The 20,428-nt window shown below is 63.7% G+C and carries 22 protein-coding genes and 1 riboswitch; of the genes, 10 read left to right on the plus strand and 12 right to left on the minus strand.

Translation table 11 applies throughout. The features are described 5' to 3' along the window. Positions 1-445, minus strand: a 445-nt coding sequence (locus IYY11_RS09155; protein WP_196403578.1) for an extracellular solute-binding protein, incomplete at its 3' end; no start/stop codon positions are given. A 105-nt stretch (positions 446-550) separates the two neighbouring features. Here IYY11_RS09155 and IYY11_RS09160 point away from each other — a divergent pair. Next, the gene (locus tag IYY11_RS09160) at positions 551-1,024 is read left to right on the plus strand and encodes an MmcB family DNA repair protein (protein ID WP_196403579.1); all 474 of its coding nucleotides are present in this window, start codon (positions 551-553) and stop codon (positions 1,022-1,024) included. A 5-nt stretch (positions 1,025-1,029) separates the two neighbouring features. Here IYY11_RS09160 and IYY11_RS09165 read toward each other — a convergent pair whose 3' ends face one another. The 7 genes from IYY11_RS09165 to yajC are packed head-to-tail and all read right to left on the minus strand — an operon-like array spanning position 1,030 to position 7,597. Continuing rightward, positions 1,030-1,623, minus strand: a complete 594-nt coding sequence (locus IYY11_RS09165; protein ID WP_246719810.1) for an ActR/PrrA/RegA family redox response regulator transcription factor — start codon at positions 1,621-1,623, stop codon at positions 1,030-1,032. A 59-nt stretch (positions 1,624-1,682) separates the two neighbouring features. After that, on the minus strand, positions 1,683-3,017 hold the full coding sequence (locus IYY11_RS09170) for an ActS/PrrB/RegB family redox-sensitive histidine kinase (RefSeq protein WP_196403580.1): 1,335 nt from the start codon (positions 3,015-3,017) through the stop codon (positions 1,683-1,685). Positions 3,018-3,051: 34 nt separating this feature from the next. After that, positions 3,052-3,891, minus strand: coding sequence for a phytoene/squalene synthase family protein (locus tag IYY11_RS09175; RefSeq protein WP_196403581.1), 840 nt, complete (start codon positions 3,889-3,891; stop codon positions 3,052-3,054). A gap of 4 nt (positions 3,892-3,895) precedes the next feature. Further along, positions 3,896-4,273: an Mth938-like domain-containing protein gene (locus IYY11_RS09180; protein WP_196403582.1), complete on the minus strand. Its 378-nt coding sequence runs from the start codon at positions 4,271-4,273 to the stop codon at positions 3,896-3,898. Then, positions 4,270-5,328, minus strand: coding sequence for a protein translocase subunit SecF (secF, locus tag IYY11_RS09185; RefSeq protein WP_196403583.1), 1,059 nt, complete (start codon positions 5,326-5,328; stop codon positions 4,270-4,272). Before secF ends, IYY11_RS09180 begins: the two co-directional genes overlap by 4 nt. A 13-nt stretch (positions 5,329-5,341) precedes the next feature. Continuing rightward, positions 5,342-6,934, minus strand: coding sequence for a protein translocase subunit SecD (gene secD / locus IYY11_RS09190; RefSeq protein ID WP_196403584.1), 1,593 nt, complete (start codon positions 6,932-6,934; stop codon positions 5,342-5,344). Between the two features lie 36 nt (positions 6,935-6,970). Continuing rightward, positions 6,971-7,597 (minus strand): preprotein translocase subunit YajC, encoded by a 627-nt coding sequence (gene yajC, locus IYY11_RS09195; protein ID WP_196403585.1) that lies wholly within the window; start codon positions 7,595-7,597, stop codon positions 6,971-6,973. Between the two features lie 357 nt (positions 7,598-7,954). Here yajC and IYY11_RS09200 point away from each other — a divergent pair, with 357 nt between their 5' ends. After that, complete coding sequence (locus IYY11_RS09200; RefSeq protein ID WP_196403586.1) at positions 7,955-8,458, plus strand: hypothetical protein; 504 nt, start codon at positions 7,955-7,957, stop codon at positions 8,456-8,458. A 10-nt stretch (positions 8,459-8,468) separates the two neighbouring features. Here the strand turns inward: IYY11_RS09200 and argE are convergent, their stop codons facing one another. Then, positions 8,469-9,626 (minus strand): acetylornithine deacetylase, encoded by a 1,158-nt coding sequence (gene argE, locus IYY11_RS09205; protein WP_196403587.1) that lies wholly within the window; start codon positions 9,624-9,626, stop codon positions 8,469-8,471. Positions 9,627-9,635: 9 nt separating this feature from the next. Continuing rightward, positions 9,636-10,028, minus strand: coding sequence for a Co2+/Mg2+ efflux protein ApaG (apaG, locus tag IYY11_RS09210; protein ID WP_018408112.1), 393 nt, complete (start codon positions 10,026-10,028; stop codon positions 9,636-9,638). Positions 10,029-10,218: 190 nt separating this feature from the next. Here apaG and IYY11_RS09215 point away from each other — a divergent pair, with 190 nt between their 5' ends. From IYY11_RS09215 to IYY11_RS23295, 6 genes are all read left to right on the plus strand, one after another. Next, positions 10,219-10,584 (plus strand): hypothetical protein, encoded by a 366-nt coding sequence (locus IYY11_RS09215; RefSeq protein WP_196403588.1) that lies wholly within the window; start codon positions 10,219-10,221, stop codon positions 10,582-10,584. A gap of 147 nt (positions 10,585-10,731) precedes the next feature. Then, complete coding sequence (locus IYY11_RS09220) at positions 10,732-13,317, plus strand: TonB-dependent receptor (protein ID WP_196403589.1); 2,586 nt, start codon at positions 10,732-10,734, stop codon at positions 13,315-13,317. A gap of 142 nt (positions 13,318-13,459) precedes the next feature. Beyond that, positions 13,460-13,855 (plus strand): DUF2946 family protein, encoded by a 396-nt coding sequence (locus IYY11_RS09225; RefSeq protein ID WP_246719811.1) that lies wholly within the window; start codon positions 13,460-13,462, stop codon positions 13,853-13,855. Positions 13,856-13,968: 113 nt separating this feature from the next. Next, a complete protein-coding gene (locus tag IYY11_RS09230; protein WP_051080411.1) occupies positions 13,969-14,199 on the plus strand; it encodes a hypothetical protein in 231 nt (76 codons plus the stop codon). Positions 14,200-14,203: 4 nt separating this feature from the next. Then, entirely contained in the window at positions 14,204-14,611 is a 408-nt protein-coding gene (locus IYY11_RS09235) for a hypothetical protein (protein ID WP_196403590.1), read from the plus strand. Between the two features lie 114 nt (positions 14,612-14,725). Then, on the plus strand, positions 14,726-14,857 hold the full coding sequence (locus IYY11_RS23295) for a hypothetical protein (RefSeq protein WP_281431690.1): 132 nt from the start codon (positions 14,726-14,728) through the stop codon (positions 14,855-14,857). A 122-nt stretch (positions 14,858-14,979) separates the two neighbouring features. Here the strand turns inward: IYY11_RS23295 and IYY11_RS09240 are convergent, their stop codons facing one another. Both IYY11_RS09240 and IYY11_RS09245 read right to left on the minus strand, forming a co-directional pair. Further along, positions 14,980-16,185 carry an O-succinylhomoserine sulfhydrylase gene (locus tag IYY11_RS09240; RefSeq protein WP_196403591.1) on the minus strand — a complete coding sequence of 402 codons (1,206 nt, stop codon included), beginning with the start codon at positions 16,183-16,185 and terminating at the stop codon, positions 14,980-14,982. A gap of 76 nt (positions 16,186-16,261) precedes the next feature. Beyond that, positions 16,262-16,340, minus strand: a riboswitch (SAM riboswitch). A gap of 261 nt (positions 16,341-16,601) precedes the next feature. After that, complete coding sequence (locus IYY11_RS09245) at positions 16,602-17,957, minus strand: vanadium-dependent haloperoxidase (protein WP_196403592.1); 1,356 nt, start codon at positions 17,955-17,957, stop codon at positions 16,602-16,604. A 267-nt stretch (positions 17,958-18,224) separates the two neighbouring features. Here IYY11_RS09245 and IYY11_RS09250 point away from each other — a divergent pair, with 267 nt between their 5' ends. Both IYY11_RS09250 and IYY11_RS09255 read left to right on the plus strand, forming a co-directional pair. Then, positions 18,225-19,355 carry a 2'-deoxycytidine 5'-triphosphate deaminase gene (locus IYY11_RS09250; RefSeq protein WP_196403593.1) on the plus strand — a complete coding sequence of 377 codons (1,131 nt, stop codon included), beginning with the start codon at positions 18,225-18,227 and terminating at the stop codon, positions 19,353-19,355. Positions 19,356-19,389: 34 nt separating this feature from the next. After that, entirely contained in the window at positions 19,390-20,391 is a 1,002-nt protein-coding gene (locus tag IYY11_RS09255) for a DUF1214 domain-containing protein (protein WP_196403594.1), read from the plus strand. The last annotated feature ends 37 nt before the right edge of the window (positions 20,392-20,428 follow it).

A 20,428-nucleotide genomic window follows, 5' to 3' on the forward strand; every position in this document is an offset into this window, starting at 1 on the left:
TCGGCTTGCCAAGCCGCTCCTGGACCTTCGCGACATCGTAAGCGACGCCCGTCGTGTACCACATGTAGTTGATGGCGTAGCGGTTGCCCGGATCGAAACGCGAAAGTCTGGAGTCGATCTCGGGCCAGACATTGCGAGCGTTGACGAGCTTGCTTCTGTCGATCGGCTGCAGCACGCCCGCTGCGATCTGCCGCTGGAGGAACGTCGCCGACGGCACGACCACGTCGTAGCCGGTGTCGCCGGCAAGAAGCCGCGCCTCGAGCATCTCGTTCGAGTCATAGGTGTCGTAAATGACTTTGATTCCGGTCTCTCGGGTGAAGTCCTCGAGCACGCTTGGATCGATGTAATCGCTCCAATTGAAAATGTTGACGACGCGCTCTGCGCCCAGAACGGGCGATGCTGCGGCGACGAGCGTGAGGAGGCATGCGAGAAGAAGCCGTTTCATGCGACAAGCCGTGTAGTGGATCAATGGGGCGAACCTATCATGGTTGCGCGCGCTTTGGCGACGCGCCATGCTGGGCGGAGCGGGCGATGCGCCAGCGGAGACACTATGACCGCGATCCTCGTCGAAGGCGCGACGGCGCTCGAAAGCCGCGCCGACGTGACCAAATGCGTAGCCCGCGGCGCCCGGCGCTATCTGAGGGCCTGCGGATTTTCGGTCGTTTGCGAGGCGCCCCTGCCGAACGGCCGCCGCGCCGATCTCATCGCGCTCGCTTCCGACGGCGTCCTGCGCATCGTCGAGGTCAAGTCGAGCTACGCCGATTTTCGTGCGGATCTTAAATGGCCGCAGTATCGCGGCTTTTGCGATCGGTTCTATTTCGCGATCCCCGCATCGCTCGATCCGGCGATTTTTCCAAACGACGCAGGCTTGATCGTCGCGGACGCCCACGGGGCCCTGCTGACGCGCGAGGCGCCGGCGCTCCCCCTCGCGCCGGCCCGTCGACGTTCGATACTGTTACGCTTCGCGGCGATGGCGGCGGACCGTTACTGCCTGCTGGCCTTTGGCGACGAACAGGCGAACTAAAGCCGTCAGCGGGGCGCACGCTTGGCGAGAATGCGTTGCAGGGTCCGGCGGTGCATGTTGAGCCGCCGCGCCGTCTCCGAGACATTGCGGTCGCAAGACTCGAAAACCCTCTGAATATGCTCCCAGCGCACACGGTCGGCGGACATGGGATTTTCTTGAGCGTCGGGTTTGTCGACCTGCGTCGCCATCAGCGCGTGATAGATTTCATCGGCGTCGGCGGGCTTCGCGAGATAGTCGAAGGCGCCGAGCTTAACCGCAGTGACCGCGGTCGCGATGTTGCCATAGCCGGTCAGGATGATCCCGCGCGCGTCGGGACGTGACGTCTTCAGCTTTGAGATGACGTCGAGGCCATTGCCGTCATCAAGCCGCATGTCGATGATGGCGAACGCCGGCGGGTTTGTCTCAAGGGCGGCAAGACCCTCGGCGACCGTTTCGCAGGGCGTCACCAAAAAGCCCCGCGCCTCCATCGCCCGCGTCAATCTGCCTAGAAACGGCTTGTCGTCATCCAGGATCAACAGGGAACGATCCTCTGGCGGCGATGGAACTTGTTCAGGTTCCGAGACGCCTTCTCGATCGGCCTTCAATTCTTCGGTCGACATTGCGCGTTTCCAACCCTGATTTTTGTCAAATCTAGCTTATCGCCGGCGTCGCGTCGATTCTATTTGTCCTGTTGGGGAAGCCTTGGCCTGGCCGCGGCGGGCTCCAGCGCGGCCCGCGGCCACGTGACTTTGGCGATTGCGCCGGTGCGCGGCGGCGAAACATTCATTGTTTCGACTGTGGCGCCGGAGCGCTCCAACAGGGTTTTGGCGATGAAGAGGCCGAGACCAAGTCCCGACTCGGCATCGTTTTTCGTGCGCCGTTCGAGCGGCCGCCCCCGCAGATATGGGTCCCCGAGGCGATCAAGTATGTCTGGAGAGTAGCCGGGCCCGTCGTCCTGAATGGCGATCGTCACGTAGCTTGAACTCCACCAAGCGTCGATCTTCACGCGTGACTTGGCGAAGTCCATCGCGTTTTCGACAAGGTTGCCCAGTCCATAAAGAATCGCAGGATTACGCGCCAGCACCGGCGCGTCCGAGGGCCCGTTTTTGGAAATTTCGACCTCGACGCCGAACTCGCGCTGCGGCTCAACCACTTCCTGGATCAGCGTGTCGATCGACAGCAGATTCATCACGCTGCTTTGGTCCGTTGCGCCAAGCGAGGCCAGCTTGCCCAGGATCTCCCGACAGCGCGCCGTCTCTTGCGCCAGGAGCGCGAGGTCGTCGCGCAGCGCTGGCGCATTCTCGGGCAGCGCGTTCTGCAATTCTTTGATGATCAGCGTAATGGTCGCGAGCGGCGTGCCAAGCTCGTGCGCGGCGGCGGCGGCGAGGCCGTCAAGTTGCGAGAGATGCTGCTCGCGCTCGAGCACCAGTTCCGTCGCCGCGAGCGCGTCGGCCAGGAGCCGCGCCTCGTCCGACACCCGCGCGGCGTAGATGCCGATGAACGCCGCGCTGAGCGCGAGCGCCGCCCAGACGCCGGTGCGGTAGAGGAGGGGGAACGTCAACTTTTCGTCGGCGTACCAGGGCAAAGGATAATATTCGACCGTGAGCACCGTCGCGACCGCAATCATGACGATGCCGAGCAGCAGCGTCAGATTGCTCGGCAGCGACACCGCCGAGATGATCACCGGCGTCAAAAACAACATCGCGAAGCTGTTCGTCAGCCCGCCGGTGAGATAGAGCAGAAATCCCAGCTGGATGATGTCGTATCCCAGCAGGACGGCGGCCTCGACGTCGCCGAGCCGGAAACTGCGCGGCGTGCCGAAGCGCATGCCTATGTTGAGCGTCGCCGACGCCGTGATGAAGACGAAGCAGAGGCCGACGGGAAAATCGAATCCGAGAATGAAATAGACGCCGATACATGCCGCCGCCTGACCGGTGATCGCCACCCAGCGGAGCATGAGCAGCGTCTCCATGCGCAGGCGCCGGGCGTCATAATCATATTCGACAGATGTCATTTCAGTAATTCCATGGAGCGCTGCTTCCGGCGCGTCATAATCCCACGCCGCGCGACGCGCGCCAGATGCGCCACTGTCGCCGCAGCGGCGAGGTTTCGCCAAGCGGTCGAAACGGATCGTAGTCGCTTCGCGCCAGCCGCTCCAGAAAAAGTGGAGCGGTGGCGCAGGGGAGCAGCGCGGCGCGGGCAGGTCCGAGATCCGCGGCCAGACGGCGCGCCTGCTCATAGTGGGACTGCGCCAGTCCGTGCAATTTCTTCACGATCGGACCCAGCTCCTCGCGCCGGCCTGAGGGTTCGCCCTCATGAGCGAAGGCCTCGTCCGGCAGGAATTTCTGCTGGTGGGGACCCTCCGGAAGAGCGCGCAAGATTCGCGTGAGGCCGAGCGCGACTCCCGCCTCATCGAAAGCCCCCGCCGACGGCGCTTGAAGATCTGCGCCGAGAATGCGCGCCGCCCAGCGAATCGGCGCCGAAGCCGTAGCGCGGCAATAGTTTTCGAGCGCCGTCCAAGTCGGCATCGCATCGTCGTAGAGATCGAAAATATGCGCGTCCGTCAGCGCGACGAATTCGCTGCGGGGCAGGGAGAATCGCTCGATCGTGTCGATCAGCGCATCGGCCACGGGATTGGCGCGCACGCCTTCGCCTTGCGCGGCGTCGGCCCCCAGCGCGTCGACCCACCACTGCAGCCGCATCTCGCCGAGCAGCGGCTGCGTGACCTTGCCGCTGACGTCCGCCGTTTCCTGGGCGAAGGCATAGATCGCATGAATGTGCGGGCGCGCGGCCTGGGGCGCAAAGAGGCAGGCAAGCCAGAGGTCGCGATCACGCGCGCGCAGAAGTTCCTCGCACTGCACATAATGCTCCTGCGAGGCGGCGGTCATGATCTCACACGGCGATCAGCAACGCGCCGACGCGGCGATTCTCGTCGACGAGCACATTGTAAGTCCGCACGGCGGCTCCCGTCGCCATGGTTTCGCAACCGACGCCCGCTGCGCGCAGCTTCGCGCGCAAACCGCCGGCAAGCGGCAGCAAATCCTTGCCGGTGCCGACGACAAACACGTCCAGCCCGCCGCTTTCGGAAAGCGCGCTATCGATCATCGACTCGTCGATCTCCGCGGCGCTGGTCAGAGGCACGGCGCGCACGCCGGAGGGCAGCGCGAGAATCGAGCCGCGGTGGGACATGTCGGCGAAGCGGAACCCCCCGCCGCCATAGTCATCGATTTTGTGACGGCCGGGAACATAGCCGCCGTCGCTGCTCGTCAAGCCGGCCTCGTCTTGGCGCGTTTGCCGGACGTCTTCCGAGCGGGCGCGGGCGTCGACTTGGGCGGCCCGGAGACGGGCTCCTCCGCAATATCCTCGCGCGCGGCGACTGCTGCGTCGGCCTTGCGTTCCGTCTCGTGCTTCTGCGCCGCCTTGTCGGCGTCCTCGTTGCGCAGCCCGAGATAGATCAGCATCGGCGAGCAGATGAAGATCGACGAGTAGGTCGCGACGAAAATGCCCCAAATCATCGCGACCGAGAACGACCGGATCACTTGGCCGCCGAAGGCGACGAGGGCGAACAGGGCAAGCATCACCGTCGTCGCGGTCATGATCGTGCGCGGCAGGACGGCGTTGATCGACATGTCGACCATTTGCGCGGTCGGCAGTTTCTTGTATTTGCGCATGTTCTCGCGAATTCGGTCGAGCACCACCACGGTTTCGTTCAGCGAGTAGCCGACGATGGTCAAGATCGCGGCGATCGATGTGGTGTTGAATTCGAGCTGCGTGATCGAGAAAAAGCCGACGGTGAGCAGCAAATCGTGCATCGTGGCGATCACCGCGCCGATCGCGAATTGCCATTCGAAACGGAACCAAAGATAGGTCAATACCGCGACGATCGACAGCACGACGCCGAGCGTGCCGGACTGCACCAATTCGTTTGAGACGCGCGGGCCGACGACCTCGACGCGGCGCAAATCATAATATCCGCCGACGGCGCCGCGCACGCGCTCCACCGCCGCCTGCTGGGCGACGTCGCCGCCCGGCTGCAGACCGAAGCGCAATGTGGCGTCCGCCGGATTCCCGAACGCCTGCACCTCGATGTCGCCCAGCTGGAGGCCTTCGCCAAGCGTGCGCAGCGTGCCGACTTCCGCGGCGCCGGACTTGGCCCGCAGTTCGATCACCGTGCCGCCGGCGAAGTCGATGCCGAAATTCATGCCCTTGAAGACGAAGAGGGCGACCGCGATCAGCGACAGCAAAGCCGAGAATGGATAGCTCACGCGGCGGAACCGCATGAACGGGAACTTGGTGTTCTCGGGGGCGAGGCGCAGAAGTTTCATAAATGTCGACCCTTCAGATCGGCAGTTTTGTCGGCCGCGCGTAATGATACCAGACGGCGATCATCATGCGCGTCATGGTCACCGCGGTGACGATGGTCGTCAGAATGCCGAGCGCAAGCGACACGGCGAAGCCGCGCACCGGTCCCGAGCCAAGAAAATAGAGGATCGCCGCGGCGACGAACATGGTGACGTTGGAGTCGACGATGGTCGCGAAGGCGCGGGTGAAGCCCGCGTCGAGCGAGGCGAGGATCGAGCGCCCGGCGTGATTTTCCTCGCGGATGCGCTCGTAGATCAGCACGTTCGAATCGACCGCCATGCCGATCGTCAACACGATTCCGGCGATGCCCGGCAGCGTCAACGTCGAGCCGAGCAGCACGAGGCCGGCGAAAATGAAGGCGATATGCACGAACAGCGCGAGATTGGCGAAGACGCCGAAGACGCCGTAGGTGACGAGCATGTAGACGACGACGAGGCCCGCGCCGACATAGGCGGCGCGTTTGCCGGCGTCGATCGAGTCCTGTCCGAGTCCTGGACCGACGGTGCGCTCTTCGACGATGTTGAGCTTCGCCGGCAGCGCGCCGGCGCGCAGCAGGATCGCGAGGTTGTTGGCCTGTTCGACGGTGAAGCGCCCGGAAATCTGGCCGGAGCCGCCGGTGATCGGCGACAAGATTCGCGGCGCTGAAATGATCTTGTTGTCGAGGATGATCGCGAAGAGGCGCCCCACGTTCTTGGACGTCACTTCGCCGAAGGCCTGGGCGCCGCGAATGTTGAAGCGAAAATTGACGACCGGCTCGCCGCTTCTTTGCTGGTCGAATCCCGGCTGTGCGTCCGTGAGATCTTCGCCCTTGACCATCACCTGTTTTTCGACGCCGAGCTTGCCTTCCTGTTCGACCTGATCGAGCTCCTCGACTTCCGATGGATTCTGGCCCGGATCGGCGACGAGGCGGAATTCGAGCTTGGCGGTCTTGCCGAGGATTTCCTTGAGCGTCTCGGGGTCCTGAAGGCCCGGCACCTGCACCAGCACGCGGTCGTCGCCCTGACGCTGAATGCTCGGCTCACGCGTGCCGAGGGCGTCGACGCGCCGCCGAATGACTTCGATCGATTGCTCCACGGCCTTGCGCGACTTGTCCGTGATGCCCGCGTCGGTGACGGTCACGCGGATGACGCCGTCCGGCGACGCCTCGACGTCGAGCGGCGAAGGCCCGCCCAAGAGAGCGCCGCTGAAGCTGTTGCGCAGCAGCCGCAATTTCGGAAGGACTTTCTCTCGATCCGCAGGATCGGCGACGCGCACCTGCACGCCGCGCGTGGTCGTTCCGATGCCGCCGGAGATGGCGACCTTTTCTTCGCGCAGGATTCGGCGCACGTCATCGCGCAGATTTTTCACCTGCGTGCTGATGAGATCCGCCTGATCCACTTCCAGCGTCACATGCGAGCCGCCTTGCAGGTCGAGGCCGAGCACGATGGTCGGAGGCGTAAGCCAGGAGGGCAGGCGCGACTTCAACTCTTCATAATGGGACGGCGACAACATGCTCGGCGCGACGACAAGCACCGCAGCGACAGTCATCGCCACAATGGCGAGAAATTTCCAGGTCGAGAATCGCAGCATTGTCCTGCTATCGGCTAGTGATCGAAAGGAGCCGCGTCAGCTCTGCGAGCCGGATCCGGCGTCGCCGGGCTTGCTGTCGCCCGCCTTGCCGTTGCCGGTCTTAACGTCGCTCGACTTGGTTTCGGCAGACTTCGCCGACTTTCCGCCGCTTTTGGCGCCGCCAGTCTTGGCCGCCGGCGGAGGCGTCTCATCCCTTACGGGTTCGCCCTTGGCGCGGACTTCGGCGACGGCGGTGCGCAGCATTCTCACCCGCACGTTGGGCGCGATCTCGACCTCGATTTCGGCGTCGTCGATGGATTTCGTCACCTTGGCGACAAATCCGCTCGTGGTGACAAGCGTGTCCCCGCGTCGGACGTTGCGCAGCTGCGCGAGCTGCTCCTTCTCGCGTCGGGAGCGCGGGCGGATCACCAATATGTAGACGATGCCCATCACCACGAAGATGGGAATAAGCTGTCCAAGCATCTCCGGCATGGTCGGAGGCTGGTGCGCTTCGGGCGGCGTCTCGACGGCTTGACCCGTCTGGACGGCGGTCGGCGGATGTGGCGGGGTCGGCGACGCCGGCGTCGAAGGCGCGGTCGGCTGGGCCGGCGGGCTCGCAGGAGACTCGGCGGCAGGCAGTGAGGGCGTCTGGGCTTGGGCCAAAGCGTCCGGGATCAGCTTCATCGCGAAAATCTCTTTAAAGGGCTCGGAGCCCGGCGCGGATTATTTTCCAAGCGCCGAACGGGCGCGGACTATAGCCGCTCACTTCACGAAAGCAATGGCGCGCGGCCGACTTCACGTGATGCGCACGCATAAGCGCGAACAAGGCGATGTGCGGCCACGCACCGCCCCTCGTCGCAGAAGAGCATAGTGACTTCAAAGCGTCCTAAGGCGCTTTCGCGAAGCCGCTCACTTGCGGCGCCGGATCGGAGCGTTCGCAAATTGTAGAAACGACGCCACATAGACCTGTGGGGTCATGCCTCAGCCCAAGCCTCCCGCGAACCGCGGACCGCGCTGAGCAATTCGATGGAGGGTGGAGTCATGTCAGCTTTCAAGAACATTTCTGTGGTCGCGGCGCTCATCGGCGCGCTGGCGATGCCGGTTGCGGCCGGAGCCGCTGGCGGCTGGGGCGGCGGCCAAGGCGGCGGCGGCGGCGGCCAAGGCGGAGGCGGCGGTGGTAAAGGCGGCGGCGGCTGGGGCGGCGGCGGCCAAGGTGGCGGCCAGGGCGGTGGCGGCCAAGGCGGCGGCGGCTGGGGCGGCGGCGGCCAAGGTGGCGGCCAGGGTGGCGGAGGCCAGGGCGGTGGCGGCCAGGGCGGTGGCGGCCAGGGTGGCGGAGGATGGGGCGGCGGCGGCCAGGGTGGCGGCGGCTGGGGCGGTGGCGGCCATGGTCCCCACGGCGGTTGGGGCGGCGGCGGCGGCGGTTGGGGCGGTCGGCATGGCGGCGGCGGCGGACGTTGGTGGCGCGGACGCTGGTGGGATTACGGCGTGGGCCGTTGCTGGCGTTGGCATCCCTACCGCCAGACCTGGATGTGGGTCTGCGGCTAACACAGGATCCTTACGCGCGAAGTTGCTGCGCTAGGCCGCGCAGGAACTCAAGACAGGCTGCCAGCTCGGCGATGTCGATAAATTCGTCGGGCTGGTGCGCCTGGTCGATGCGGCCAGGGCCGCAGACCACTGCGGCCACGCCCGCGCGCTGAAACTGCCCAGCCTCGGTCGCGTAAGGGACGGCGATCGTCCCATTGCGCTTGGCGAGCCGCAGCGCCAGGGACTCCGCCTCGGATCCCGGCTGCGGCGCGAGCCCCGGCACCTGATTCTCAATCGTGGTCTCGACGCCCGCATCAGGAAAGCCGACGAAAATCGTTCGTCTCAGGGCATCGCAATAGGCTTCCAGCCGGTCGTAAGCGAAATTCGGCGGCGCGCCGGGCAGCGCTCGAAACTCCCACTGAAATTCACAGTCCTTGGCGGCGATATTGCGCGCCGTTCCGCCGTGAATCACGCCGACGTGAATGGTCGAGAAGGGCGGATCGAAGCGCCCGCTCGGATCGCCAGCCGCGCGCAATTCCTCGCCGAGGCGCTCCAGCTCGCACACGAGTTTGCAGGCGACATGCACGGCGCTGACGCCGCGATGCAGATTGGCCGAATGGATCTCGAACCCGCGCACGCGCGTCACATAGGTGGCGACGCTCTTATGCGCGTCGGCGACCTCCATCGAGGTCGGTTCGCCGACAATGACGGCCGACGGCAGCGGCAGGTCCGCCCCGAACCGCGCGATGACGTCGAGAGGACCAAGACAGGTGGTCTCCTCGTCATAACTCAAGAGGATGTGAATCGGGCGAGACAGCTGCGCCGCCTTGAATTCCGGGATCATCGCGAGGCAAGCGGCGTCGAACCCCTTCATGTCCACAGCGCCGCGCCCATAGAGTCGCGTCGCGTCGCGCCGCAGCGTGAATGGATCGCCGCTCCAGGCTTGCCCGGCGACCGGCACGACATCTGTGTGGCCGGACAGGAGCACGCCGCCGTCAGCGTCGGGGCCGATCGTCACGAAGAGGGCGGCCTTGTCGCCGGAGGCGTTCGGCGCGCGCACGAAGCGCACGTCCTGTTCGCGCAGGTAAGTTTCGACGAAATCGATCAGCGGCAGATTGGATTTGGAGCTCACCGTGTCGAAGGCGACCAATCGGGAGAGCATATCGATCGCGTCTTCCAGACGGTCCATCTCGCCCGCCTAATTCAGCGTCGGACGAGACAGCGGACTGTCGAGCGAGAACGCGGGCACTTCGACGTCGAAGGTTTCCCCCGCGTCGGTGATCATCCGATAGCTGCCCTGCATCATCCCTGATGGCGTGCCAAGCGGACAGCCTGAGGCGTAACGAAACGTCTCCCCCGGCTCCAGCACCGGCTGTTCGCCGACGACGCCCGGTCCGCGCACTTCCTCGCGGCGCCCGTTGGCGTCGATGACGACCCAGTGGCGCGATAAAAGCTGCACGCGAACGCGGCCGAGATTGGCGATCTCGATCGTATACGACCAGAAGTAGCGATCCTGGTCGGGGTCTGAGCGATCCGGCAGGAAGTCGGGAAGCGCCGTGACCTGAATGTCTCTGGTGATGGAGATGTACATGGAGGCAAGATTAGAACGGGCGCCGGCAAAGTGAAACGTTTTTGATTGGGCAATGATCGGCGCGCGAACGATCACAGACTGTGGCCCAATGGCCACACCAGCTGTTTTTCGGACTCGTTTCGTCGCGCCGCGACTATCCGTGATGCAGTGAATTGTAAATAGTGGGTTGTCAGTTTTGACCGGAATCAAAATGCGGCTCACGACTCTTCGCACCCTGCTGCTGATCCTGGCCATGGTCATCCAGACCATCGCCGGCGGAGCCGGGTTGGCGCGCGCCGCTTCGATCTCTCCCGAAGAGACGATTGCAGCGCATTGCCAGCAGGTGCGCGCAGGCGAACAATCCGCGCCCAACGATCGGCTCGGCCATCGGCACAACTGCCAATCGTGCCTCTTATGCGGCGAACCGCCGCCGGCCTGGGTTTCGCTGACTTCCGACTATGCCGTCGCGCTGGGCGAATATGCGCTGATCCACGCGCCCATATATGCGGTGCGATCGCTCTCCGAACGATCGTCGCGCGCGCATAGCGCACGAGCGCCGCCCCTCTCGCACGCCTGAGGCCGCTGACGCGCGCAAGAGCGCGCCGTCCGGTTCTCGCCGCTGCTCGAAGCAGCCTCCACGTCGCTGGTCCGCGTGCGCATTGCGTTAACGCCGCGGCCGCTCTCCCGTTATGCCGACTCCCGTCGGCGCCCAAGGAACACCATCATGATCCGTCGCTCTCGCCTCCTTGGAGGAGCCTCTCTCGCCGTACTCAGCCTTTTCGCCCCGTCGGTCGCGGACGCGCAGCAGGCGCTTCCCACCATCAGCGTCGGCGGGGCCCGCAGCCCTGTGCGGCCGGGTCCTGTCGGCAGACCGGTCGGCGGACAGGGACGCGTCACCACCGCGGCGCCTGTGCCGGGGCCTGCTTTGGCGGATCGTTACGCGGAGCCAACGCCAGCGCCGTTCAGCCGCACCTTGCCGGCGAACGTTCCGGCGGTCGTCGAGAGCAGGACTCGCAAAGAGATTCAAAAAACCACAAATATCATGACGTCTTCCGACGCGTTCAGATATATGCCGTCAATTCTCATTCGCGAGCGCTATATTGGCGATCGCAACGCAATCGTCTCGACACGCACCACGGGCACCATTCAGAGCGCGTTGGTGCTTGTCTATGCCGACAATGTGCTGCTCTCGAATCTGCTCGGCAACAGCTTCAACTTCGCGCCGCGCTGGGGCATGGTTTCGCCCGCGGAAATTTCGCGCGTCGATGTGATGTACGGGCCGTTCTCGGCGCTTTATCCGGGCAATTCGATCGGCGGCGTGCTGACGATGACGACGCGGATGCCGGATGAATTTGAGGTCCACGCGATGGGCACCGTGGCGGTGCAGCCGTTCAGCCTCTATGGCAGGAAAGAACTCAATCTCGGCGGCGTGACGAACATCTTGGTCGGCGATCGCATCAACGACTTCCGTTACTGGGTCGGCTATGAACACCTGGACAATCAAGGGCAGGCGCAAACATTCCCAGGCAACTTTCTGACGCCGGGCACAGGTTCGGCGTTCGCTGGGGGCTTCCAGGACTTCGACCAACAGGGTCGTCCGCGCATCATCACGGCGGCGGCTGGCGCCGATTATGTCCAAACGGATTTGGCGAAGGTCAAAGTCTCTTATGACATCTTGCCGCTTCTGCGCGCCAAATATCAGGTCGGTTTCTGGACGCTGAACAACACCACCAGCGTCGAAAGCTTCATTAGCGACAGGAACGGCTTGCCGATCTACAACACCCAGAACGGGCGTGTGCAGCTTGGCCCCTATTCCGTCACGCCCGGCGGCGTCAATCCCGGGCATGGCGCCGCAAACCACGTGATGCAGGCGTTCGAACTCAGACAGGACACCGGCGGCGTCTTCGATTTCGATTTGTCGGCGACCTCATTTAACTTCCTTCGCGATTTCACCAACAATGCGCAATCCTATGGACCGCGCGTCAATAATGCCGGAACTGCCTATAATTTCGATCCGCGCGGTCTGAACACCAATAATGGCGGAACGTTCTGGCGCACCGGCGATGCGCGCTTTATCTGGCGGCCGCCTTACGACATCCTCGGCAAGCACGAAGTATCCTTCGGCGCCCACGGCGATCTTTATTCGCTGGCCACCAAGCAGACCAGCACGGTGTCCTGGCCGAACAATTACTATCTCGGGATTCAGGCGCAGAACTTCGGCAAGACCGAAACGAAAGGCGTCTACGTTCAGGAGGTCTGGAGGCCTCTCCCGGATTGGAAATTCACCGCCGGCGGGCGCGGCGAGTGGTGGCGCGCCTTTGGCGGCATGAACGCCACGGGAGGCTTTGGCAACGCGTCGAACCCGACGGGCCAGGCGATCGTCGGCATTCCGCTTCGAGCCGCTAACATCACCTATTTCCCGGATTCCTATAAGGGCGCTTTCTCGCCGAAGGCGGCGCTCGAATATTATTTCACGCCGGAACTCTCTTTGCGCGGCTCGATCGCGCGTGCCTATCGCTTTCCGACAGTCAACGAATTGTTCCAGTCCCTGTCGAGCCCAAGTTCGGTGATCATCAACAATCCAAATTTGCAGCCTGAAATCTGCACCTGTTACGATCTGACCGGCGAGTATCGGAAGATAGACGCATTCGGCGGCGCGATTGGGCTCTTCAATCCGCGTATCAGCCTGTTCCTCGACGATCGGTGGAACGCCATCGCCAGCCAGACCACGCTCTCGATTTTCGGCACCCAAGTCTCGCAAAACGCCAATCTCGATAAGGTGCGGTTTCGCGGCATCGAGGCGGCGGCGCATATGAAGGACATTCTCGTTCCAGGATTGGATTTCGAGGGCGGCCTGACCTTCACCGACGCAAAAATTCAGAGCAATCTCTCGAGCCGCAATCTCGACAGCATTCTCTTTGCCGGCAACCAGTTCCCTCGCGTCCCGAGAATTCGTTTCCGCGGCGTCGCGAGCTACAGCCCCAATCCCGACATGTCGTTCGCCCTTGGCGCGCGCTACTCGTCCCCGGCGTTCGTCACCTTTGCGAACACCGATTTCAACCACAACAACTACGGCAGTGTGGATAGTGAAATCCTCGTTTTCGATATGAAGGCGAGATACCGGCTCGAGCCGAATTGGTGGCTGTCCGTCGGCGTGAACAACATCGGCCGCTGGAAAGCCTATGTGAATCCGAACCCCTATCCCCAGCGCACCTTCTTTATCGCGCTCAACTATGACTTTGGCGGCCCGGACGGATCGGGCGTAACGATCGACCGGGGTGGCTCTGGAGGCACGTCGGCGGTCAGGTGAGCCTTGGGCGTTCGATCCTTGGGCGTTCCAAGAGTGCGATCGTCCTGCTGAGACGCTTTGCCGCGGCGAGGCGGTCGCCCGAAGATTAACTTGTCGTGGCCTTCGCTTTTTGCTTACATCAATGCGCGCATGTGAATTCCGCATGCGCGCCGATTCCAAGGCTCAAGACTTTATGCGTCGTAACTGGCTGACAGTTCTGCTATTCGCGCTCGCGCTGACCGTTCAGGCCTTCGCGCCTGCCGCGGCGCAGGTCGCGTCGCGGATGGGCGCCGGCGACGCCGTCAGCGAATTTTGCTTTACCGACGTCGCCTCGAGCGACCGATCGCAGGCTCCCGGCCACGCAAAGGGCCACCGGGACGTCTGTCTGTTTTGTCAAAACCATTGCGATGGCGTTGCGCCGCTTGCCGCGCGCGTCATTCATCTCGGCAAGGCGCCCGTCCAATGGACAGCGTTTGATTGGACGGTGGCGGACTGCGCCCTGCCGACCCGCCTGCAGGATTTTTCCCGACAGGCGCGAGCGCCTCCCGCCAACTCCTGATCCTTCGCACGCTGTCGCGCTCTTTGCGCGTCTCGCCCGGACTCCGGGCGCGCGCAGCATGGGGCGCAGCTTAAGGACAATGCCGCGTCAAGCGGCGGGACGGGAGTAAGCCCATGTTTCGTAAACGTAAGCCGAGCGCGAGGGAAAGCCTCGTCGCCGGCGCGACGCTCGAATCCTTGAATGAGCGAGAGCGCGCGCAGCCGGGTCATGCGCCGGGCATGGCGGCGCTCGCCGCCATCGTGCCGGCGACGCCTCTGTGGCGCGGTAATGACCAGCGCGTCATTCGCCTCATCGACCTCGAACGACGCGCAAGATTCTCGCGGCCGTTGACCGACGCGATCTGAACCGATGTCCCCGTCGGCGTTCTGGCTCGCATCGCTGCGTCGCGCGCACGCGCGGTTTGGCGCGATTCTGCTGTTCTCGGCGGCGTCGCTCTGGGCTGTCGCGCCGCTCGCGCGCGGCGTCGCCGAGTCCGGCGTCGGGGGGCGTCTCATCGCTCAACTCTTTATCTGTTTCGCGCCGGGGGCCTCCCAACCCGGCGCGCTTGCGGGGCGGCTGGGCCCCAAAGACGATCGCTCCGCCTGCATCCTCTGTCAGGCGTTTTGCAGCGGTCTCGCGCCTCTTCCGGCGCGGCCCGGCCCGATCGGCGCGACGCCCGTCCCGAGCTTCATGCTCGCGCGGACGGTGGCGGACTGCGTCGCGCCGACGCCCCGTCCCAGCCCCGCTCACCGCCCGCGCGCGCCGCCGGCGGCCTAGCGCTGCATCGCGAAAAGGCCTGCGTCGGCGTCAATTCTCTTCTCCCGCCGCCGCCGCGGGCCGCCGCTTCGACTTCCACCATTCCGCCGCGATTGCTTTCCGAAGGGCATGCTGATGAACGAATTGATCACGGGCGTCGTGCTTGAGACGCTTTGCGCCATACTCGCCGCGTCCTATTTCATCGCCGAATGCGCGATGCAGGAGGCGAAAATTCCCGCCCGCCGCAAGAGGCGGCCCGGCGCCTAGAGCAGGCTCCGAAAAAGTTGACAGACTTTTTCGATGAGAACCTGCTCTAACGTCTTGATTTTGAGAGATTACTTATCGATCACATGATTCCATGTGATCGGGAAGCGCTCTAGCCGTAAAGCTCAGGCGCGCGCGGCGGCCCACAGCCCGCGGGCGAGATCGTCGACGAGATCGTCGGCGTCCTCGAGGCCGACCGACAGGCGCAGAAGCCCGTCGCCGATGCCCAGAGACGCGCGCGCTTCCGGCGTCAACCGCTGATGGGTGGTCGTCGCCGGATGGGTGATGAGGCTCTTGGCGTCGCCGAGATTGTTCGAAATCTTGATCACTTCCAGCGCATTGGCGAGACGGAACGCCGCAGGCTTGCCGCCCGCCATACTAAAGCTCACCAGCGTGCCGCCGCCCGACATCTGACGTCGCGCCAGATCGGCCTGCGGGTGATCGGCGCGGAACGGATAAAGCACGCGGCTGACGGCCTTCTCTTCGGCCAGAAAGTCGGCGATTTTGGCCGCGCTCGCGGTCTGCTGCGCGACGCGCAGCGGCAAGGTCTCGAGGCCCTTCAGCATCACCCAGGCGTTGAACGGCGACATGGCCGGACCGGTCTGGCGCAGGAAATTGTGGACGCTCTCTTCGATCAGCGCCTGCGAGGCCAAAATCACCCCGCCAAGACATCGGCCTTGCCCATCGATGTGCTTGGTCGCGGAATAGACGACGACGTCGGCGCCGAAATCGAAGGGCTTCTGTAGAAGCGGCGTGGCGAAGACATTGTCGACCACGAGCTTTGCGCCGGCCTCATGCGCAACGTCGGCGATCGCCTTGAGGTCATAGACCTCCAGCCCGGGATTGGTCGGGCTTTCCAGGAAGAAGAGCTTCGTCTCGGGACGGACGGCGGCTTTCCATTGTTCGATGTCGGCGCCGTCGACGAGCGTCGAGGCGATTCCCAATCGCGGCAGGAGGTCCTCGACGACATAGAGGCAGGAGCCGAAAAGCGCGCGCGCCGAAACCACATGGTCGCCGGCTTTGAGCTGCGCGAGCAGGCTCGCGGTCACCGCCGCCATGCCGCTCGCCGTGGCGCGGGCCGCTTCCGTACCCTCCAGAAGGCACATGCGCTGCTCGAACATCGCCACGGTCGGGTTCGAAAAGCGGGAATAGATGAAGCCCGGCTCATCGCCCTTGAAGCGCGCCTCGGCGGCCTCCATCGTCGGATAGGCGAAGCTCTGCGTGAGGTAGAGCGCCTCCGACAATTCTCCAAAGGAAGAGCGCTGCGTCCCGCCATGCACGAGTTGCGTCGCGGGTTTGAGCGGCCTGCGGGGCGGGGCGTCGGCGGACATTGGCTCTCCCTCGGCGCAAAGGCGCGCCATTGCCTTGATGCGCGCCGAACGGCGCGGGCACGCAAAAAGCGGGCTTCCTGAGGGAGACCCGGCCTTTTAGCGCGTTGTTTTTCGTGGCGGCAAGCCGGCCGGCTCAAATAACCACGTCGTTGAATAAGCGGGAAAGAGGGGTGGCTGTCAATCGGATGTCGATAACGGAAAGGCCCGCCGGTCAGCCGAGGCAGGCTGACTTAGCAGGCCTTCGATATAGGCTCCGCCTCAGGCGTTTGGCGTGCCCGGAGGCAGGTTCACGCCAGGCAGTTTTTTGGGCGTGATTCCCGGCTTACGCGGCGCGGCGCTCTTTGCCAGGCCACTATCATAAATGTCATTTGCAAGCTTGCGTCCGAGAGGCACCCCGCCGACATGGCTTACGTCTGTCAGGATGCCCGATCTCCGACATTATCGCCAAGGCCGTCGAAGCGCCAATGAACGCCGAGAAATAGCCGGCTGACGGCATTGTCGAACATCGCCTGCAGCAACGATGGATAGTGTCGCCGATGTAGCTCGCGGAAGGAGCCGTCCTCGGCGACAGCGCGTCCGTCGAGTTCGTCGGAAACGAGATTGAAGGCGAGATTGTCGGGAGCGTTGGACGCGACGCCAAAAAAGCGCCGCGTGATCTCGAAGGCGGCGGCGCCGAAGGTCGCATGTCCCGAAGGATAAGCCGGGAAGGGGGGCGTGAAGCTACGACGCCCTGGCTCATTTGTGCGTGGCGAACCAAGCGGCGTCCACCAGGGGTCGCATCTCTTATGCAGCCCGAAGGAGTTCGCTTCATAGCCCTTACCCTGCCAGAAGCTGTTGTCATATTCACGAATGCCGAGGATGGGCCGCCACAGCTGATAGACATATTTGTGATACCAAGCGGCGATGCCCGCGTCCGCCATCGCTACATTGACAAGCGTCAGCAAGCGCGCGGAGGCGGCTGGCCGCGCGGGACCATTGACGTTTTGCGCAATGATCTGGCGGACAACCTGATTGTATTGCCGCGGCGGCGTCCCGATCTGCGACGCCCCGTCATAGGCCCAATAATAGCCAAGCAGCGTTTCGTATGGCGTGCGCGAGCCGCCGATTTTGACGCCTTTGTCGCGCACGAGATCATGCGCCGCGTCATAGGCTGTGGAGCGGGGGACCGGATGGTCGGCGATAGTGGGGATGTCCGAGGCCGAAAACAGCTTCGTCGTTCCGTAGACCGCGCCAAGCAAGCCTTGTCCGGGATCAGAGGGGTCTTCACGATGGCGCCAGAACCGCTCCATCTCTGGAACGGCGCCGAGTTCGCGGGCGCCGTCGTTCTCGCGGTCAGCGAGGATCGCTTTCGCCACCTTGACGCCGAATTCGAAAGCCGGGCTTCCGCTCATCGCCGGATTGAAGTCGAAACCGTTCAGCGCCTCATAAACAATGCTTTTGAAATCCGGATAGAGCTCCAACAGCGCGGTTGAGGCGGCGCCCGAGACGGCAGCTCCCTCCGTCGAAGCGCCGCCAGCAGGGGGAGTTAGGGATGCAATAAGCGCCGCCGGTAGATAGGTCATGGTCGGCGTCTTCAGCCCATCGATCCCGCTGAATACGGACTGCACGTTTTGTCGTCCGAAAAACGCATCGTGTATTGCAAGATGGAAGATCGCGAGGGCCCGCGAACTCAGCGTGGGCCCCTTATTGTTTTTGGCGTTCATCTTGCCGGTGTGGTCCCGGCGATTGAGCTCCAATGCGATGGAGTTCCACATCATTACGTAATCGTGCATATTAACCTCCAAAAAATATTCAAATCGCTTCGCGCGGTATCAATGCAGGCAGCATTAAGCGTTGGGAACGCGCGGGGTCGCGGGCACGCGTGCTCCAGAGGCACGCCTTTCAATCCCTTGCAGGGGGAATCTCCTTTCAAAAGCACATAGGCGCTGCAAAAATTGCTCGCCCTGCTTTAGAAGTGTGAGCAGCCTAAGCTAACAGGAGTTCGGCCGCGTCATGCGAATGAGGGATATAATTGCGCCGGGCGGGCAGCGCTTGCACGCATGGAGCCGGTGAACGCCCTGGCCGCGAAGTGCGGCGGCGTGCTTTCCAGCCGGCAGATTCAGGCGATGGCCGACGCCGGTCAGATCCGCCTCGCCGCGCCCTTGGCGCATGGGCAAATTCAGCCGGCCAGTCTCGATCTGCGGCTCGGCCCCAAGGCCTATCGCGTGCGCGCCAGTTTTCTGCCGGGAAAGCGGCGCAGCGTCGACGAGCTCCTCTGCGCGCTCAAATATGACGAGATGTCGCTCGAAGGCGGCGGCGCCGTGCTGGAGCGCGGCTGCTTCTATGTCGTGCCGCTTTTGGAAAGCTTGGTGCTTGGAGACGCTGTCCTCGGCGCCGCCAATCCGAAAAGCTCGACGGGGCGACTCGATATTTTCACGCGGCTGATCACGGATCGCGGCGACCGCTTCGACGAGGTCGCCCCCGGCTATCACGGCCCGCTCTACGCCGAAGTGTCGCCGCGCAGCTTTTCGGTGCGCGTTCGCACCGGCACGCGATTGAACCAACTGCGTTTTCGCGCGCATGCGCAGAGCGACTCGCAGGGCGGGACGCTCGGCGACGCGGCGCTCGCCGAACTGCATCGCACATCGCCGCTCGTCGACGGACCGCTCAATTTGCGGGATGGCGTCGTGCTGCGGGTTGCGCTCGACGCGGATGCGTTCGGGGGAATCATCGGCTATCGCGCGCAGAAGCACACCGACGTCATCGACGTCGATCGCATCGGCGCCTATCGGATCGACGACTACTGGGAGCGTTTGCCGGCGCGTGACGGCCGGCTGATCCTCGATCCTGGCGATTTCTATATCCTCGCCTCGCACGAGCGCCTCGCCATTCCGCCCGATCTCGCCGCCGAAATGGCGCCGATGGACGCGGCGATCGGCGAGTTCCGGGTGCATTACGCGGGCTTCTTTGACCCCGGATTCGGCGCCGGGCCCGACGGCCAACCGGGCGCCCGCGCCGTTCTCGAAGTGCGCTCGCGCGAAGTGCCCTTCATCCTCGAAGACGGCCAGTTCATCGGCCGCCTCGTCTATGAACGCATGGCCGAAACGCCTGAATCTCTTTACGGCCAAAGCGGCGTATCGAACTACCAGGGCCAGGGGCTCAAGCTCTCGAAACATTTCATGGCGGACTGATCGCAAGGCCGCTTCATTTAGGCAGGAGTCTTGAATGCGGATTTCGATGGCGTCGCTGTTCGTTGCGATCGTTCTGGCCTGCGCGCCTGCGCTCGCCGCGGAGCGAGTCACGGTCGATAATTTCAAGCGGGCGGAGACCGACTATTACATGCAGTCGAGGGCGGACGCCGGCTGCTTCGCGAAGCTGTGCAGCGAACGCGGACCGATGCCGGTCGACAAGCAAGCCGTCATTCGCCTCAATCGCGACACGCCCTATAGCAGCGGCGTATTCGACCTGACCTCGCCGGTGACGATCGTTCTGCCTGACGTCGGCAAGCGCTATCAATCGCTCGTCGTCATCAACGAGGATCATTACATCAAGCTCGTCGCCTACAAGCCGGGCCGCTACAAACTCACCCGCGACACGATCGGCACGCGATACGCCGTGGTCATCGTTCGCACCTTCATGGATCCGAATGATCCGGCCGACATGGCCGCCGGCCACAAGGCGCAGGACGAGATCAAAGTCATCCAGGCCAACCCCGGCAAACTCCAGCTGCCGGATTGGGATCAGGCCCAGCGCGAGAAGCTGCATGACGTGCTGCTGGCGCTCACGCCCTTCGTCGGCGACAGCCGCCGCGCCTTCGGCGACGAGAAGCAGGTCGATCCGGTGCGCCATCTCATCACGACAGCGGCAGGCTGGGGCGGCAACCGCGAACAGGACGCGCTCTATCTGAGCGTCACCCCGAAAGAGAACGATGGGAAGACGCCGTATACGCTAACCGTCGGAGACGTGCCGGTCGAGGGCTTCTGGTCGGTCACCGTCTACAACGCCAAAGGATTTTATGAGGCGCCGGAAAATGCGATCTCGGTGAACAACGTCACCGCGCACAAGGACAAGGAGGGGAAAGTCACGATTCATTTCGGCGGCGATCCCAATGCGCCGAATTATCTGCGCATCATGCCGGGGTGGAATTACACCGTCCGCCTCTATAGGCCGCGCGCGGAAGCGCTGAACGGCAAGTGGAAATTTCCCGAGGCGACGGCCAGCAAATAGCGGGTTTCTGAACTTGGATGTCAAAGCGGAGCGAATT

The organism is Methylocystis sp. H62 (assembly GCF_015709515.1).
GTDB lineage: Bacteria > Pseudomonadota > Alphaproteobacteria > Rhizobiales > Beijerinckiaceae > Methylocystis.